The organism is Marinobacter nauticus (assembly GCF_003634635.1).
Taxonomy (GTDB): Bacteria; Pseudomonadota; Gammaproteobacteria; order Pseudomonadales; family Oleiphilaceae; genus Marinobacter; species Marinobacter nauticus.
Map to the genome: position 1 here is coordinate 175,919 of NZ_RBJB01000006.1, position 16,039 is coordinate 191,957.

Annotated in this window: 13 protein-coding genes; 4 read left to right on the forward strand and 9 right to left on the reverse strand. The window is 52.3% G+C overall.

The genetic code is table 11. The features are described 5' to 3' along the window. Window positions 1-380 precede the first annotated feature (380 nt). Window positions 381-599, reverse strand: coding sequence for a hypothetical protein (locus C7436_RS18980; protein ID WP_228198191.1), 219 nt, complete (start codon window positions 597-599; stop codon window positions 381-383). Between C7436_RS18980 and C7436_RS18985 the strand changes: the two genes are divergently transcribed. Both C7436_RS18985 and C7436_RS18770 read left to right on the forward strand, forming a co-directional pair. Beyond that, window positions 543-884: an HNH endonuclease family protein gene (locus C7436_RS18985; RefSeq protein WP_228198190.1), complete on the forward strand. Its 342-nt coding sequence runs from the start codon at window positions 543-545 to the stop codon at window positions 882-884. The genes C7436_RS18980 and C7436_RS18985 overlap by 57 nt on opposite strands. A gap of 139 nt (window positions 885-1,023) precedes the next feature. Further along, the gene (locus C7436_RS18770; RefSeq protein WP_158595273.1) at window positions 1,024-1,572 is read left to right on the forward strand and encodes a HipA N-terminal domain-containing protein; all 549 of its coding nucleotides are present in this window, start codon (window positions 1,024-1,026) and stop codon (window positions 1,570-1,572) included. Between the two features lie 46 nt (window positions 1,573-1,618). Here C7436_RS18770 and C7436_RS17230 read toward each other — a convergent pair whose 3' ends face one another. Continuing rightward, window positions 1,619-2,227 carry a 3'-5' exonuclease gene (locus tag C7436_RS17230; protein ID WP_121208595.1) on the reverse strand — a complete coding sequence of 203 codons (609 nt, stop codon included), beginning with the start codon at window positions 2,225-2,227 and terminating at the stop codon, window positions 1,619-1,621. A 523-nt stretch (window positions 2,228-2,750) separates the two neighbouring features. On the opposite strand from C7436_RS17230, the gene C7436_RS17235 reads away from it, so the two are divergent. Then, window positions 2,751-4,745 carry a hypothetical protein gene (locus tag C7436_RS17235; RefSeq protein WP_121208596.1) on the forward strand — a complete coding sequence of 665 codons (1,995 nt, stop codon included), beginning with the start codon at window positions 2,751-2,753 and terminating at the stop codon, window positions 4,743-4,745. 313 nt (window positions 4,746-5,058) lie between these two features. Here the strand turns inward: C7436_RS17235 and C7436_RS17245 are convergent, their stop codons facing one another. The 6 genes from C7436_RS17245 to C7436_RS17270 form a co-directional block, all read right to left on the reverse strand. Beyond that, window positions 5,059-5,475: a hypothetical protein gene (locus C7436_RS17245; RefSeq protein WP_121208598.1), complete on the reverse strand. Its 417-nt coding sequence runs from the start codon at window positions 5,473-5,475 to the stop codon at window positions 5,059-5,061. Window positions 5,476-5,477: 2 nt separating this feature from the next. Continuing rightward, window positions 5,478-7,667 carry a hypothetical protein gene (locus C7436_RS17250; protein WP_121208599.1) on the reverse strand — a complete coding sequence of 730 codons (2,190 nt, stop codon included), beginning with the start codon at window positions 7,665-7,667 and terminating at the stop codon, window positions 5,478-5,480. Then, window positions 7,660-9,231: a site-specific integrase gene (locus C7436_RS17255; protein ID WP_121208600.1), complete on the reverse strand. Its 1,572-nt coding sequence runs from the start codon at window positions 9,229-9,231 to the stop codon at window positions 7,660-7,662. Before C7436_RS17255 ends, C7436_RS17250 begins: the two co-directional genes overlap by 8 nt. Then, window positions 9,228-10,439 (reverse strand): tyrosine-type recombinase/integrase, encoded by a 1,212-nt coding sequence (locus C7436_RS17260; protein ID WP_158595274.1) that lies wholly within the window; start codon window positions 10,437-10,439, stop codon window positions 9,228-9,230. The genes C7436_RS17255 and C7436_RS17260 overlap by 4 nt, the downstream gene beginning before the upstream one ends. Before the next feature lie 181 nt (window positions 10,440-10,620). Then, the gene (ssb, locus tag C7436_RS17265; protein WP_011784267.1) at window positions 10,621-11,145 is read right to left on the reverse strand and encodes a single-stranded DNA-binding protein; all 525 of its coding nucleotides are present in this window, start codon (window positions 11,143-11,145) and stop codon (window positions 10,621-10,623) included. A 57-nt stretch (window positions 11,146-11,202) separates the two neighbouring features. Continuing rightward, the gene (locus tag C7436_RS17270) at window positions 11,203-12,573 is read right to left on the reverse strand and encodes an MFS transporter (protein ID WP_121208602.1); all 1,371 of its coding nucleotides are present in this window, start codon (window positions 12,571-12,573) and stop codon (window positions 11,203-11,205) included. A 164-nt stretch (window positions 12,574-12,737) separates the two neighbouring features. On the opposite strand from C7436_RS17270, the gene uvrA reads away from it, so the two are divergent. Continuing rightward, window positions 12,738-15,560 carry an excinuclease ABC subunit UvrA gene (gene uvrA / locus C7436_RS17275; protein WP_121208603.1) on the forward strand — a complete coding sequence of 941 codons (2,823 nt, stop codon included), beginning with the start codon at window positions 12,738-12,740 and terminating at the stop codon, window positions 15,558-15,560. Window positions 15,561-15,632: 72 nt separating this feature from the next. Here uvrA and rplQ read toward each other — a convergent pair whose 3' ends face one another. Beyond that, window positions 15,633-16,031, reverse strand: coding sequence for a 50S ribosomal protein L17 (rplQ, locus tag C7436_RS17280; protein ID WP_011784264.1), 399 nt, complete (start codon window positions 16,029-16,031; stop codon window positions 15,633-15,635). Between the last annotated feature and the right edge of the window lie 8 nt (window positions 16,032-16,039).

The window sequence follows — 16,039 nt, forward strand, 5'->3', positions numbered from 1 at the left end:
AGCCAGCATTGCAGTTGCGATTTCCAAAGGCGACGGCAATGATAGTCCTGATTCATGAGAGTGATCCAAGCTGAATGGCCCCATTGGAAGCACCGATACCACACCCTTCTAGCCAAGACTGAATGATGAAGAGCGCTTTCATTCTTCCTAGTTTTCTAATTCTCTTTGCCCTACTGCTTACTGACGCACGGGCAACGGAAGGAGTCATCAAACGATCAACCAGTGGCTTTTGCCATCCGCCGCATAGCCCCTGGTACGACCGAACTCAGAACTACGAGCCTTTTGAGACCGTCAAAGCTTGCCTCGAGGCCGCTGGACGGCTGCCTGCGGGAATATCGACTGGATCACTGGGTAACGCCATAAAGCCCTCTGAGGCCGCCTCAGAGGGTCTGGAGGGATATCAGCGATCGGCCTTTGGCCACGGCTGGGATGATGCCAACAATGATTGCCGCAATAGCCGGGCTGAAGCGTTGGTGGCAAGTTCCACTACACACGTTCAGTTTTCGACGGACACGGGTTGCCGAGTGGTAACAGGCCGATGGGTGAGCGCTTTCACTGGCAAAGTTATCCAGAATGCGTCGGATATCGATATTGATCATGTGGTGCCGCTCGCCTGGTCATGGTCTCGCGGCGCTCGCGATTGGAGTGATGAGAGGCGGCTAAGATTCGCAAATGACCCCGCAAATTTACTTCCCGTCGAAGCTACCTTGAACCGGAGCAAGGGCGCCAAAGGTCCCGACCAGTGGTTGCCTCCCAAAGGCCGGTGCGGTTATGTAGCGAGGTTCGCTCGGGTGGTACGCGTGTACGATCTTCAGCCCTTGCCCCATGAGACGGCGTGGTTTCAAAGCTTCTTAGACAAGTGCAGGTCATTTAGTAGCGATTAGTAGCGAAATTTACTAATTAGTAAACCGCGTTACTAATCGGTACTAATGGACCAGTTTATGAGACGTAGTGAATGTCATTGGAAAAGCTTCCCTCTCAAATGCTTTACTATGAGTTGATGAGGACGGAGCACAGAAGACCATGACGAACAAAAGGCCCACCGAGAAGGAGCTTCTGGAAGGGTTGGACAAGCACACTTCCCACGCGGATGAGCTCGCCAAGCCACTAGCTCACGAACTGACACCACTCGAGCGCCTTAAAGGTTCTGTGGAACGTTATGAGCGCCCAATGGAGCCTGTTTGGGATGAATGGTTCGATTCAGAAGATCCCGCCACAGACGACTTCATGGCTGAAGAGACATCTTTTATGAGACGTACCAGTACAAAAGCAGCCGTGTATATGGACGGTAGCTTGGCTGGCTACCTCGAAAGATTCGGTAGTCGGGTTCGATTTCAATACGATAAGCAGTATCTGCTATTCGGGCGGCGCCTAAGCCTCAGTCTCCCACTGCAGTCGGAACCATTCGAATCAGAGGGATTGCCGGCCTATTTCAGTGGTTTGTGTTCCGAAGGATGGCTGAGGCGCATACAGGCATTCGAACAACGAATCGACCCGGACGATTTATTCACATTACTGATCAACAACGGGCTGGACCTCGCTGGGGCAGTCACAATCGAACCAATCGACTGAATGGAACAAATGATCCTTCAGATGACTCAGCACAAAACCAAAACCCTCAGGAATTGTCTGAGATGGGAATTGTCAGCAGTTCCGATTCCAACGACCAGTCCATGAACGGCAGCAGCCTTACAATGTTGCGAGCATCGTCCACGCCCCGATGATGGTTGCCCTCGAAAACCAGATCATGAAAGGCCAGTGCGTTGGCCAGACCGTTCTTTTTCTTTTGGCCGGTTGTTCTACGCCAGATCCGCTTTAGGTTCAGGTGAGCGCACGATAGAATTTTCGGCTGCGCCCCATCCAAACGGCTCTGGGCTTCCAAATGCAATCGGTCGTAGTTGCCCCAGCTACACCACACGAAGTCATCCGACAAATCACCCAACCAGTCGTTCATGGCCTCAACTGCTTGCGGCAGAGTCATCGCTGAGTCAACCATCGACTGAGTGATGCCGGTCAGCTCGGTGCAGAAATCGCTTAACAGGGGATTTCGGGACGGTCTTACGAAAAAAGAGTGCACGTCGAGTAGATCCCCCTGTCGATTGGCTAAAGCACAACCGAGTTCGATAATTTCCATATTATGGATGCTTTGGGGCACCCCACCCGGCGTGTACTGGTCACTCCAGCAGGTGGCTTCCAGGTCCACAACCAACAAATTGGGTTCGGTCATACTCAGCTCACCTTTTTTTACCGCCAATGCCGGGAATAGTCTCGTCAGAGAGGTTACTGCATTGACGAGATTGCTTAAACAAGTGGGCGAAGAGTTGAACTGATGGACAGAGCGACAAGGAGACGCGCAAAGCGGAGAGAGCGGATGAATCGGATGGCCGCGCCGGCGGCAAGATTCAATGGCGTCTAGCCTTACTGGCACGACCCGATCAATGTTTTCACTTTGAGGACAGAAAGCCGCAGAGAACTGGAAATCGCAGTACGAAGCCAGTCCTCTCCCTGGCAGTCACACCACTTTGCAGGTGTCGCGTTCGCCTGGCATCCGTGCCGGCGGTGAGCCGTTGATCTTCCTAACCGACAGACTCCCGGATAGCATAATTGTCCCCATCAATGATTACCATGCAGCCGTTCGCGGAATCGCGAATGAGACACAAAAAGTTCACAGAATTTGGCCGCGAGAATTCAAAAAAAATGAATGGGACTTTATTCTCAGACATTCAGATAACTGAAAAGGGACCACCCCCATGGAAGGCTCCAGACCAACATACTCAAAGACAGTACTTCCGCTAAAAAGAAGCTCAGTTCTCGACTTACTGAACAGGTCCAATCAGGATGAAACTCTCGAAGCCCTCAAAGCGCTCAATCGACCAGAAATTCTAAGTGTGCTGCTACTCAGCAAAGTGAGAAGTCTCGCTGATAAACCACTCAAGGCCGCAGATTTAATTCAGTTCCAGCTAAACGACTTGTTTGAGCAAACGAAGAGTTTGGAGGTGTATCGAGCACTCCGTGATCACATCGAGAGTACCTTTAGCCCTAAAGCGCTGCGAAAAGGTTTGGACTTGCTCCCACGATTAGGGGTGGATTTGCAACACGACTCAGAGTGGGATGCACCCGATCCGACGCACGCAAACGGCTCAGTTAACCCTGAATTCAACACGGAGATCATCAATCGACGGCTGGGAAAGGTTCCGCGGAATGCAAGCCCCGACGTAAGAGCCACAGGCCTAAACGATCGCCAGTATCGAATCTTCTCAGTGGTTCGGAATGACCCCGAAGAGCACCTTCATGTCCAAGGTTTTGGTGGCGTAGGGAAAACGCATCTGATTAGGCAGATATACCGTGATTTGCCTGATAAGCATGCCGCTGTCCTCGCACAGACACGAGCGCAGTTGGACGCGTTAACCCAGGGTCTGGACGGTCCTGTAAATAAGTTCACGTTCGCCAATTTAGCTTGGGCTCATCTTACTGGAGCAGGCGTGCCCCGATCTTTGATTTCGAGGGACAGGACAGGATCTGACTATAACGTGACTGATCTCACTATCGCTCGCAATATGGGATTTACTCAGATCGGAGCCATGAGCCCGGAGGAAGTCGCCAAGAACGTCGTTCGGAAAATCTTATATCAATTCTGCGAATCAACCGACTTAAGAGTCACGGAACAGCATTTAATTAAGAAACATCGTTCACTGCGGTTTGACGATCAAATTCGTCTGATTGACTACACGCAAAGGTATTGGGATGAGCTGATCAGTGAGCGCTCCTCAAAGTGGCAGCCGCTTCGCACTTACCACCTGATTAAATTGGCCTCTCTTGTACCGACCAAGAAAGCGATCAGAATTTATACCGGCGAAGGACTTGAGCAGAGAGCTATCGATCTGAAATTTGCGATTGTTGACGAAGCCCATGATTTGACACCAGCACTTACGCAGCTTTTGTACAGCACCGGCGTGTCCGTCTGCTCGCTCAGTGATTCCTTCCAGAGAATTGGTGGGCAGCCTCCTGCAATTCCAACGAGCATCAGGAAGAAAGAAATTGAGCTTTCCATGCGCGCCGGACCCGAAATGGATTCGGTCGTTAACCCGATACTTAGTGTTCACCCGCGATTCCAAAACATGAAGCCTTTCGAGGGCGTTCGGGATACAAGTACGAAAATCCATTTTTATGATGTACGAAGGATACCCAACTCTGCATACACAATATTGTGCGGCAGCCAATTCTCCATCTTCGAATACTTACACCAGATGGTGAACTCCCACTCTACAGTAGCGCTTCTACCGGCAACGCACTCTGACTTTATCTATTTTTCGGAAAGCTTATTTCGGCTTCGAAAGGGCCAAAGAGGCCGGCACCCATTGCTCTTCAAGTATGCCAACTGGGACGAGCTGACAGCGGCATTTGGAAACTGGTTCGTCTTTCAAAAGATTGGGCGAATGTTTGAAAAAGGCTATTCAGAGGAGGATTTCCGGAATGTTGCTTCGAGGATCGGGGAGCTGGGTAAGACCGACTACGTCATAGGCTTAGTCGATCACTCCAAAAACTGGCAATTTCCAAACGTCATGGTTAGCCCAGAGCTGTTCTCGCCACAAAAGAACGAGACCTTCATTTCGGATAACCTTTCTCGGGTATACCTCGCCATAACCCGGGCCCAGAGGAATCTGGCCATTCCAAAAGGCTATGAGACATTCGTTGAGAGCATCAAAGATGTGGTTACTCAAAAGCGGGGACAAACTCTTCGCTAAACCACGATGCAGGAAAGCTGACCTGCACCGAAGCGTTCTTAGCACCCAATTCCAAGCGGCGTTTTAGGGAAACGCTCATCAAATCGAAGGACCCTGGACCGCGCGAGCCGCCCTCTTATAAAACCATGGGCGCTCAAAGACGCCCTCATTCGGCCTCACCAAAACCGGATAATCCGTCGTGCCTCGATACGATTTAAGGCCCTGATTCGATGGCGGCATCCAGGTCAGTAGTTTGAAGACGCAAGGGATCCGCAAACAGATGTGGAATATCCCGATCTGCCCCATGTCCATACTCATACCGAACTAGGCTCCCTTATTTAGCGCTTTTAGTGCTGGTGCCAAAGTCTTGCGGTGGTAGGGGTCTATCCAACTGCTCCATGGTTAACCCCCTCGACAAGGCGTTGTATTGCCAGCGAACAAACCTTTCAAGTAATGCCTCATTTGCTCTTTCCAGAGCCACCACTTTTTCAGCCAACTGTTCGATTCGCTTATGCGCGACATCGATAGAGTTGGGCCTGGCGTAGTATTGCCCTTTGACCTTCAGCCGCTCTTTGGTTTGTTTATAGGTCTCTTTAATCTCAAACTTGCGGTGTAACGATTGTCGCGTGGTTGAAATTCCCAGCTTTTCTTCGCACGCATCAACAAGCAGATTCCAGGTAAGCTCGTAGCGCCACTCGTGCAGCATTCTGACAATTTTCTTCACATCATTTTGAGTTAAGTGCTTTGCCACAACTACCTCCCCAGAATGCCTCTTAGACGCTGCAGATCGGCAGCTTTTTTATCCTGAGGCGCGGCTAGATTGGCTTTTTCTGAACGCTTGGTTTCTCCACGCATCTCAATGGATCGATTGAGCGGTGTAAAGCCATCGTCAGTGGCCCTGATGACAGCACCATCTTCGATCTCGGGATTTTCCAAAATTGAGATAAGCTGATTCGCTGCTTCGTAAGCCTTCATTTTGTGTTCGAGCCAACGATCGGCGCCATCCCACCCGTCATTAGCAGCCGCAGCAGCTTTGTCGAGCTCGACTTTTATATGGTCCCTCTCAAACTTTATGCGCAGGAGTTTTTCCTCATCACCTTTGATGCATTTGTGCTTTTTACAGGTAATGCAGCCGCGGTATTTGCCGCATGGCTCTTGAGAAAAATCATGTTCACACCGCCCGTAGATAGTAACGTGGGCAATGCGATCACCACGACTGGTGTCCCCTCCGACTTCAGAAACTAGAATCGGTTGGTTATTTCGAGATCGAGTCGCAAGATTAGAGACGCCTACTGAGGTCTCTTTACCGATTCCGGCCCGACGCATGTTGGCGACCTCTTCCTCTGGGGTCATATGGTTGTATACCGGGTTCTGAGAAACATCTGCTCTACCAGACCACCGCGCAATTTCTAACTGGCCCAAATGACCTTTGTTCGCAATCGTGTTGATGTAGTGCCGGAACTGGTGAGTTGTCAAAGCGTATCGATCGCCAACATAACCCCAACGATCAAACAGATTGAGATAGTCGCGGCCCTCAGACACTTTAGTAAGGTCTATATTCACGGTATTACTCGTGAACCGCTCTAGGTTATAAAGCTGCGTCGGCCGGTTTCTAGAGGTAGCGAGTGCATTTTCAAAGAAACAGAAAAGAGCATCGCTGTACTTAGTGATTTTTTTATCACTCACATAGGGAAACGATGGCGGCAGCCAGCATTGCCTCAATACTGTATTGAGTTTTCTGAGTGTCAAATTGCATGTTGAAGATGAATCTCCACGACCTATGCCTTCTAGGCTGTTAATCCCCTCATTGAGGATTTTCCATGCCTCTGGATAGCGCGCTTCACCACCACTTTTTTTGAGTAAAGCAATTCGAGATTTGAGAGCCTGTTTGAGCGAGGTCTTAGCCGTGCGGCCTTCTGCAAGATTGAGCGCGGCAAGTGCCTGCAAAGGGGTAAGTAAGGCATCTGCTTCAATCTTTGGACAATTAGGATGCGGCGGGAACTCATCCGGATTTTGCTCAAGCCAGTTCGCAAGTGCCCTAGCATCCTCAGTAACTTCGACAATCCGCCTGACAGCTTCTTTGTATACCGGCACCATGGTTTCTGGAATGGGCTTGTTGTGCTGCCCATAACCTTTTTCGCCATGCCATTTAACGAAAACCTCTACCTTCCCATCTTGGGTTATCTTTTCAATAAACGGTGCTTTTACAGCCTCGTTCACTTCTCCAATTCGTGCAGGAGCGCACAATAGAATTGCTGCCGTCGAGGTTGTCACGATATCCCTGATAGCAATAGGGCGGCTGGCAAAGATCTCGGCAATCGCATCCATTACCTCCGTGCTCGGCAACTTTTTATCTGCATCTTCCTTGCGCTTTTGATGGTTCAGCGAGAGGTCTTTTTGCTTCGAAATCGGGTTTTTCCAGGTAAGAGGCGCCAACACCATCTTTTTTTCGCTCAGAAAAGCGGCAAGCTTTTGAAGCGCACCGCCGATGTGATAAGCACGACCCTCCGAAAAATGCGCTTTAGCGATTTCCGCTGCTCGGTCAAACACCGATTCATTACACAGAGTGATGTCTGCTGCACCTCTCAAATCGAGAAGAGCGACTTCAATCGCTCGCACTACGGGAATTTCCAGCATGCTCTTCGTTCGCTGGATCGCCTGGTGATAGAGAAAATAAGCTTTTGCAAAATCGATGATCTTTTCATCTAAAATTTCGTCATCTTGAAGTGGAGGGTTTGCGTTTTTGCGCAACCGAGGGGCATTTATGCCGAGTTTCACAAACCCTGCCCCTTTCAGCCAATCGGTCCAGTTTACCGCACTCCATTTAAGCGGGTAGTTGGGTAGATCAAACGCCGTAATGCGCTTTACATCAGCGATGAATGCCGACACGTTTTCTTCAGCAGAAACTTGTCCGCGGGGCTTAAAATGAATGACATCAGCCATGCTTAAGGTCCTTTCCTTGGGAATCCAATGCCATCTCTTGCTTCATTGCGGCACAGCGGTTGATGACGTCTTCGACTGCCAAGATTTGGCGATCCAGTATTCCTGCGATGGTCTCATCACCCGTGATTTCAAGGTGTCTTTTCCGATCCTCGTAGAGTTCCACTAAGACCTCTTCATGAGGGGCATCCAGCCATGGCTGGAATTTCACACAGGTGTAACAGGCTACGGGGGCTGCAGCACCGCAGAAACCCATATCTCCGCAGTTCCCGATAGCTTCGTGACCATCCAGGGTCCGGATACGACTGGTTGCATCAGTACCCCGAATTGCGGAATTTTCAGATTTGACGATCACCCCCGCGAAAGCCTGCGCCAGAGGTGCCATCAGCTTTCCGATACGCATATCAATGCGAGTGGCTATCTCGGCGGCAGTTTCCGCGTAAACCCCAACGTTCTGATTATCAGTATGGTCGAGCGCCCGCTGTACAAGACCGAGACCGTAACCCTCCCGAACCAGATCGGTCGCCAGGGTCCGTCGAAATCGCGACGCACTCAAATGTAGGCATTCTCCTGTGCGCTCTGAACGGATATCAATGACACGTGCAATCCGATCTAGCCTGCTAGACAGAGAGTTGCGGGTCTCATGATGCTCAGCAGTTATATCTTTTCTTGAGCGCACTTGGCCTACAAGAAATCGGTTGAATCTGGGGAACACCGGCAGGTGCTCAGCAATAGAACCAATGTCACTTTGAATCTCAGATAATTCATCAGTGACTTGTTCTTTACAAAGCAAAACGGCTTGGTAAAGATCTTCAGAAACATCAAAATCTGTAAACTGTTCTCGGTAGTCCTCTCCTCGCTGCTTACCCCTCGGCATACTGACTGTTAACTTGTTATCTTCCACTCTAAAATCGCCAAAAACTAACTCAGCGACCTGTCTTCGCCTCACACCAAGTTCAGCAAGCAGCTTGACCAATAAATAATCAGAAATTGAAATCCGTTTCGTACCGTAGGCATTATTAATGCCTGAAAGAATTCCAGACATTTCAATCGGAGTGAATGGTCCCTGATAAGGACAGGACTCTTTGACCGCTCGTCCTTTCTCATTACCTGAAAAGACGATGTTTTGGGTGGCATCAATGAAGTCATTGCTAACTCCCCATAATCCCGATGAATGCCAATATCGGAAAAACCCCCTCAAAGTCGAAAGCTGGTACTCTTGTTTTTGCCCACGTTTAGCCTTGAGTGAGATAAATTGGATTGGGTCGAGGATATTGATGCCTGGATGGTCATTGACAATCATCGACATGTACTTGAGGACATTCAGAACGCTATCACCGGAGTTCACTCCTGAAAAACGAGCAGCAGCCAGTCGAAAATAGGGCGCAACTTCTTCTTCGAACAGAGCTTCAATCTTACTCATGGATACACCACTGTCCCCGTGATAAACCAACTGCCAGCGATCTTCACTTGGAGTGAACTCACACCCACTACGCGAAATATGGGGACTATTTAATAGGCGCTCTACTTCAGGAGCAGCCATTTTCTGTGCGGCAAGCATGCTCATCTTCTCTCCACGCCCTTACTGATTCCGGATTGGAGCTTTGCCCTCTTTCGCATCGCACTCTCCATAAGCTCTCTGTTATACCGCCTGTTGTAGTATTGCTGCATGGAACTGTTCTCTGACCAGCCCATAAGATTTGCGCGAGTCTGTGAATCGAAGTTAGCTTTCTCTTCGGGTGTCATTTCATCCCAACCCTCGATGTTTTCTAGCATCTTTGAAAAGCGGTAATTCATGTGATGTCGCATCAAATGCGGGTGGACACTGGCCATCACAGGGAACGCTTCCCTAATTTTTTTCATCACATAATTTGCGCCCTCTAGAGAAAGAGGCTCACCTTCACCTTTTTTGTGGTGTCCAACGAAGAGAATTGGATGTCTCCGAGCAGCTTTTATTCGACCGCGAAACTCAGAGAGATAAAATTCAATCAATTCAGCCAGGTCACTTGGAATAGGAATGTCTCGCTCTTTCGTCTTTGCTAGAGGCTGGTGTTTGCGAGGATCGCGGGGATCATGGTGCCTACGACGAATCTTCAAGAGGGATTCATACACATCAATGTCCTCAACATGAAGACCCATCAGCTCACCGAGGCGAACGCCAGTCTCGAACATCAGGTGAAGCATTAGCATGTTTCGCAACTGCAAGGCGTCAGACTTAAAGGGATTTTCCGGGGAGCCAGGCAGGAGATGCTTTTCGACAACCTCAATCTGGTCTTCAGTAAGCTTTTTTTCTTCCTTATGAACGAAGTGATTTCTTCCTTTAGGCGTGTAGCTTTTTAACGCACTCGCCAGTTTCTTTGCCTCAACACCCCGATTAGGATCAGTTGAAACCTGTTTGCACAAAAACTCGAGGTAATTGCGAATTACGGTCAAACGCATCCGCTTGACGTTGCTATTGACGTAACCATAAGCATCTCTCATCAGCGAGACGCCAGATTCCAGCTTGCGAACAGTACCTAGCGAAAACCCGCAGAAATCCACAAGGGACATAATCTCTGACTCAGTAAGAGATTGTCCTTGCTTAAACCGATCTTCCACTGAAATTTTGCTTTCGGACTCCCAACGACTCAGCAAACGCAACTCCTGCAGTTGGTTTTTCTGGGTGTTGATGGTTTTGCTTCTCAGCATTCGACTCACGAAGTACGTCGGATAAAAAACAGGCAACCCATCTTCATCAAGAGGGAGATAGATTCTCTCTCCCGTCTCCAACTTCATTAGCCGAATCTTCCACATAAAAACCCCAGTAAGTTACAAATATCATACTACTTAACATTACCTATTTCGCCAAACAATTATTTACAGTTTTTTCAATGGCTAGAAAAAGAAAAACCCCGCAAAAGCGGGGCCTTAAACTCTTAGAAACGTCTAAAACGTTACAAACTCCATATACTAATCACTAGAACGGAATATCGTCATCAAAATCATCAATCGGTTCAGGCATGCCGCCACCTTGCTGCTGGGGTGCCGGGTTGTTGTAGCCACCAGCCTGCCCACCCTGCTGGGGCGGCGCATTGTATTGCGGCTGTTGCTGCGGCCGTCCCTGGGGCGCCCCCTGATTCATACCGCCCTCAGAGCCACGGCTGTCCAGCATCTGCATCTGGCCATTGATATCCACAACCACTTCGGTGGTGTAGACATCCTGCCCTTCCTTGTTCTGCCATTTCCGGGTCTGCAGCTTGCCTTCAATGTAGACCTTGGAGCCTTTGCGCAGGTATTGCCCAGCCACTTCAGCCACCTTGCCGAACAGCACAACCCGATGCCACTCGGTCTTCGGCACCAGCTGTCCGGTCTGGCGATCCTTGTAACTCTCGTCTGTGGCGAGGTTCAGGTTAACCACAGCGTTGCCGTTGGGGGTATAGCGAGTGTCCGGGTCCTGCCCCAGGTTACCAATGAGAATTACCTTGTTTACGCCTCGTGCCATCGTATGCTCCTGATCATGTTTTGCGGAGTGCCAGCCATCCATGCCAGCATCCTGTGTTTAAGTACTCTTACCCTGCCGGACAAAGTCAAAGTCCGCAAGCTGATCTTCCCGAAAATGCTGACGGTCCACCTTCAGGTAGGCTGTCGATGCATTTTCAACAATCACAACGTCCTTCACGCCCGGCAGCCTTCGTAGCTGACGGTCCACGTCGTCAAAGGTATTTTCCAGCGCATCCCTCAGCTCCAGAACCAGGCTGGTCGTGTAGCTCGGGGCCGGCATGGTCAAGGCTGCCAGCAGCCACACCAGGAGGCACCCGGCCATCAACCAGAGCACTCCCTCCACGCCAGCGCTCTGCAGCAGATAACCTCCCAGAGCTCCACCCAGAAAAGCACCAAAAAACTGGGAGGTGGAATAAACCCCCATGGCCGTTCCCTTACTGGCAGCCGGAGCCTCTTTACTGATTAACGAAGGCAGACTGGCTTCCAGAAGATTGAACGCCATAAAAAAGAAAAACAGCACACCCCAGGCTGCCCAGAGGCTGGCATTCACCTGAGTCAGCGTTGCTGTTGCCGCTGTCAGCAAGGCAATGGCCATGCACAGTATCGGCTTCATTTTGCGTTTCTTTTCGCCAATGATGATAAAGGGCACCATGGCAAAGAAAGAAAGCACCATCACACTCAAATAGAACCACCAGTGGGAGCTGCTGGCCAATCCCAACTGATCCTGAAGCATGGTCGGAAAGACCAGGAACAGGGCCGTCAGAACCAGGTGCAGCACAAAGATTCCGAAGTCGAGCCGCAGCAGGCGGCCATCGGCCAGAACGCGCCCGACCATTTCGCGGGCAGGATGGGTATCGGCGCTGACTTTATGGGTATGTGGCGTAGGCACCACCCTGGCGACCACAACAAGGGCCAACAGGGCCATCACTGCCGTCACGTGGAAGATGCCAGACAAGCCCCAGGCCGCGCCCAGCAACGGGCCCAGCACCAGCGACACGGAAAACGACAGGCCAATGGAAATGCCCACCGTGGCCATGGCCTTGGTGCGCTCTTCCTCTCGGGTGAGGTCTGACAGCAGTGCCATCAAAACACTGGCGATGGCACCGGCACCTTGAAGAATCCGACCGGCGATCACAACGTATATTGAGTCGGTCGACGCGGCCAGCAGGCTCCCGCTGGCAAACAGAATAAGCCCCAGGTAGATCATCTTCTTGCGGCCAACCCGATCCGACAACAGGCCGAAGGGGATCTGAAGCAGCGCCTGACTCAGGCCGTAAGCACCAATCGCCAGGCCCAATAGCGCTGGCGTCGCACCCTGCAGGTCCGTACCCAGCAGCACAAACACGGGCATGACCATAAACAGGCCCAGCATACGCATGGCGTATACCGAAGCCAGAGCCACAACTGAGCGTTTTTCGAGCGCGTTCATGCCTACCCGTGCGGTTTGAATGAATGGTGAGCGGCCGGTAACCACAGGCGACGCATTGTACCAGAACCACCCCGGCGACGGGACACCCGCACAGCGGGTCGTTCCGCACTTAGCCGGAACGACCCGAAACCGATATACTGGCAGTTTTTACCAAGCGAGGTGTTATGGACCATATCCAGATCAAGGGCGCGCGCACCCACAACCTGAAAAACATCGACCTGGATATGCCAAGGGACAAACTGATCGTCATTACCGGTCTGTCCGGCTCCGGCAAGTCCTCATTGGCGTTCGATACGCTCTATGCCGAGGGCCAGCGCCGGTATGTCGAGTCGCTGTCCACCTACGCACGGCAATTCCTCTCGATGATGGAAAAGCCCGATGTGGATCACATTGAAGGCTTGTCGCCAGCCATCTCCATCGAGCAGAAATCCACGTCTCACAACCCCCGCTCTACCGTGGGGACCATCACCGAGATCTATGACTATCTGAGACTGCTTTTCGCTCGCGCTGGTGAACCCCGCTGTCCGGATCACGGCCAGCCGCTGGAAGCCCAGACCGTGAGCCAGATGGTTGACCAGGTTCTCGCCATGCCGGAAGGCAGCAAGCTGATGATATTGGCGCCGGTGATCCGGGATCGCAAAGGTGAGCATCTGCAGGTGATCGACACCATGCGCAGCCAGGGCTTCATCCGCCTGAGAGTGGACGGAGCGGTATACGACATAGACGACGTTCCTGCCCTGGACAAGAAGCGCAAGCACCAGATTGACGTTGTGGTCGATCGATTCAAAGTCAAGGAGGGGCTGGAGCAACGACTGGCCGAGAGCTTCGAAACCGCCCTGGAGCTGGCCGACGGCATCGCTCTGGTGGCGCCCATGAGTGGAGAAGGCGAGGAACACACCTTCTCGGCGCGCTATGCCTGCACCCAGTGCGGCTACTCCCTGAGCGAACTGGAACCTCGCCTGTTTTCGTTCAACAACCCGGCCGGCGCCTGCCCCACCTGCGACGGTCTGGGGGTGCGCCAGTTCTTTGATGCCGAAAAGGTGATCCAGAGCCCGGAAGCGACCCTCGCTTCAGGAGCCATCAAAGGCTGGGACCGTCGTGCGGTGTACTACTTCCAGATGCTGACCAGTGTTGCCGAACACTACGGCATTGACCTGGAAACGCCTTGGGAAGAGCTGCCCGAAAACTTCCAGGAGGTGCTCCTGTACGGCTCCGGCAACGAGGACATTCCCTTTCGCTATGTGAACTCTCGCGGTCATATCATGGAAAAGGCCCACCCGTTCGAGGGCATACTGCCGAATCTGGAACGCCGTTACCGCGAGACGGAATCTCAGAGCATGCGCGAGGAACTGGCTCGCAACCTGAGCACACAGCCCTGTAAAGACTGCGGCGGTTCGCGCCTGCGTCGCAGTGCCCGTCACGTCTTTATCGAAGAGCGAAACCTCCCGGAAATAACCCACCTCCCCGTGGGTGATGCCCATCGCTACTTCAGCACTCTGGCATTGCCCGGGCGTAAAGGTGAGATCGCCGAAAAAATCCTGAAAGAGGTGCGGGAGCGCCTGCAATTTCTGGTCAACGTGGGCCTCGAGTACCTCACCCTGGAACGCAGCGCAGACACCCTCTCAGGCGGCGAGGCCCAGCGCATCAGGCTGGCCAGCCAGATAGGCGCAGGCCTGGTGGGCGTGATGTACATTCTGGACGAGCCGTCCATTGGACTGCATCAGCGGGACAACGACCGACTGCTTGCCACCCTCACCCACCTCCGGGACCTCGGCAATACGGTGATTGTGGTGGAACACGACGAAGATGCTATCCGGGCTGCCGACTACGTTATTGACATTGGCCCCGGCGCTGGCGTCCACGGCGGAGAGATTGTCGCGCGGGGAACCCCGAAAGAGATTATTGCCAACCCGGCTTCAATGACAGGTCAGTATCTCAGTGGCGAGAAGGAGATCTCGGTACCTTCTGAGCGAAACAAGGGCAATGGCAAGAAGCTGGTACTGACCGGCGCCTCCGGCAACAATCTCCGGGACGTAACGCTCACGCTGCCGCTAGGCGTGATGACCTGCGTTACCGGGGTATCGGGCTCAGGCAAATCCACTCTGATTAACAGCACCCTCTATCCGGTCGCGGCCGCCAAACTGAACAAAGCGACCAGCCTCAATCATGCGCCCTACAAGAGCCTGAAAGGACTTGATCAGCTCGACAAGGTGATCGACATTGACCAGAGCCCTATCGGACGGACCCCCAGGTCTAACCCCGCCACTTACACCGGCCTGTTTACCCCCATCAGGGAACTCTTCGCCGGCACTCAGGAGGCACGCTCACGCGGCTACAAACCTGGCCGTTTCTCCTTCAACGTGAAGGGCGGCCGGTGCGAGGCCTGCCAGGGCGATGGTGTCATCAAAGTCGAAATGCACTTCCTGCCAGACGTCTATGTGCCCTGCGACATCTGTAAGGGCAAACGCTACAACCGGGAGACCCTCGAGGTCCGGTATAAAGGCAAAAACATTCACGAGGTTCTGGAAATGACCGTTGAGGAGGGCCGGGAGTTTTTCGACGCAGTCCCCTTCATCGCCAGAAAACTGCAAACGCTGATCGACGTGGGCCTGTCCTACATTCGTCTGGGCCAGAGCGCAGTGACCCTGTCGGGGGGCGAAGCACAGCGGGTCAAGCTGGCCAAGGAGCTGTCCAAACGGGACACAGGCAAAACCCTGTACATCCTGGACGAGCCCACGACCGGCCTGCACTTCTACGATATCCAGCAACTTTTGAACGTACTGGAGCGTTTGCGCGATCACGGCAACACCATCGTCGTCATCGAGCACAACCTGGACGTCATCAAGACCGCAGACTGGATTGTCGACCTCGGTCCGGAAGGTGGGTCCGGTGGGGGACAGATTATTGCCGAAGGAACGCCCGAGGAAGTCGCCGCCAATCCGGCGTCGCACACCGGACGGTACCTCAAACCGATGCTTACCAAATAGCCCGCCCGAACGACGGGCACAAAAAAACCGGGAACCTTGCGGAACCCGGTTTTTTTATGGACTCAGAAGAACTTACTCTTCGTCGTCGTCCATCTCTTCAGCTTCGATGTCCAGAGGACGGCCGACCAGCTCAACGAATGCCATCGGGGCATTGTCGCCAGCACGGAAACCGCACTTCAGAATACGAAGATAACCACCCGGACGCTCGCTGTAACGGGGGCCCAGCTCATCAAACAGCTTGGCTACCGCAGCATCGCTACGCAGGCGAGAGAACGCCAGACGACGATTTGCTACCGAATCATTCTTTGCGAGCGTGATCAACGGCTCAGCTACCCGACGCAGCTCTTTGGCTTTCGGGAGCGTCGTTTTGATCAGCTCGTGCTCAACCAGTGACGCAGTCATGTTACGGAACATGGCCTTGCGATGCGCACTGGTCCTGTTGAACTTACGACCACTCTTACGATGACGCATTGCTCTGA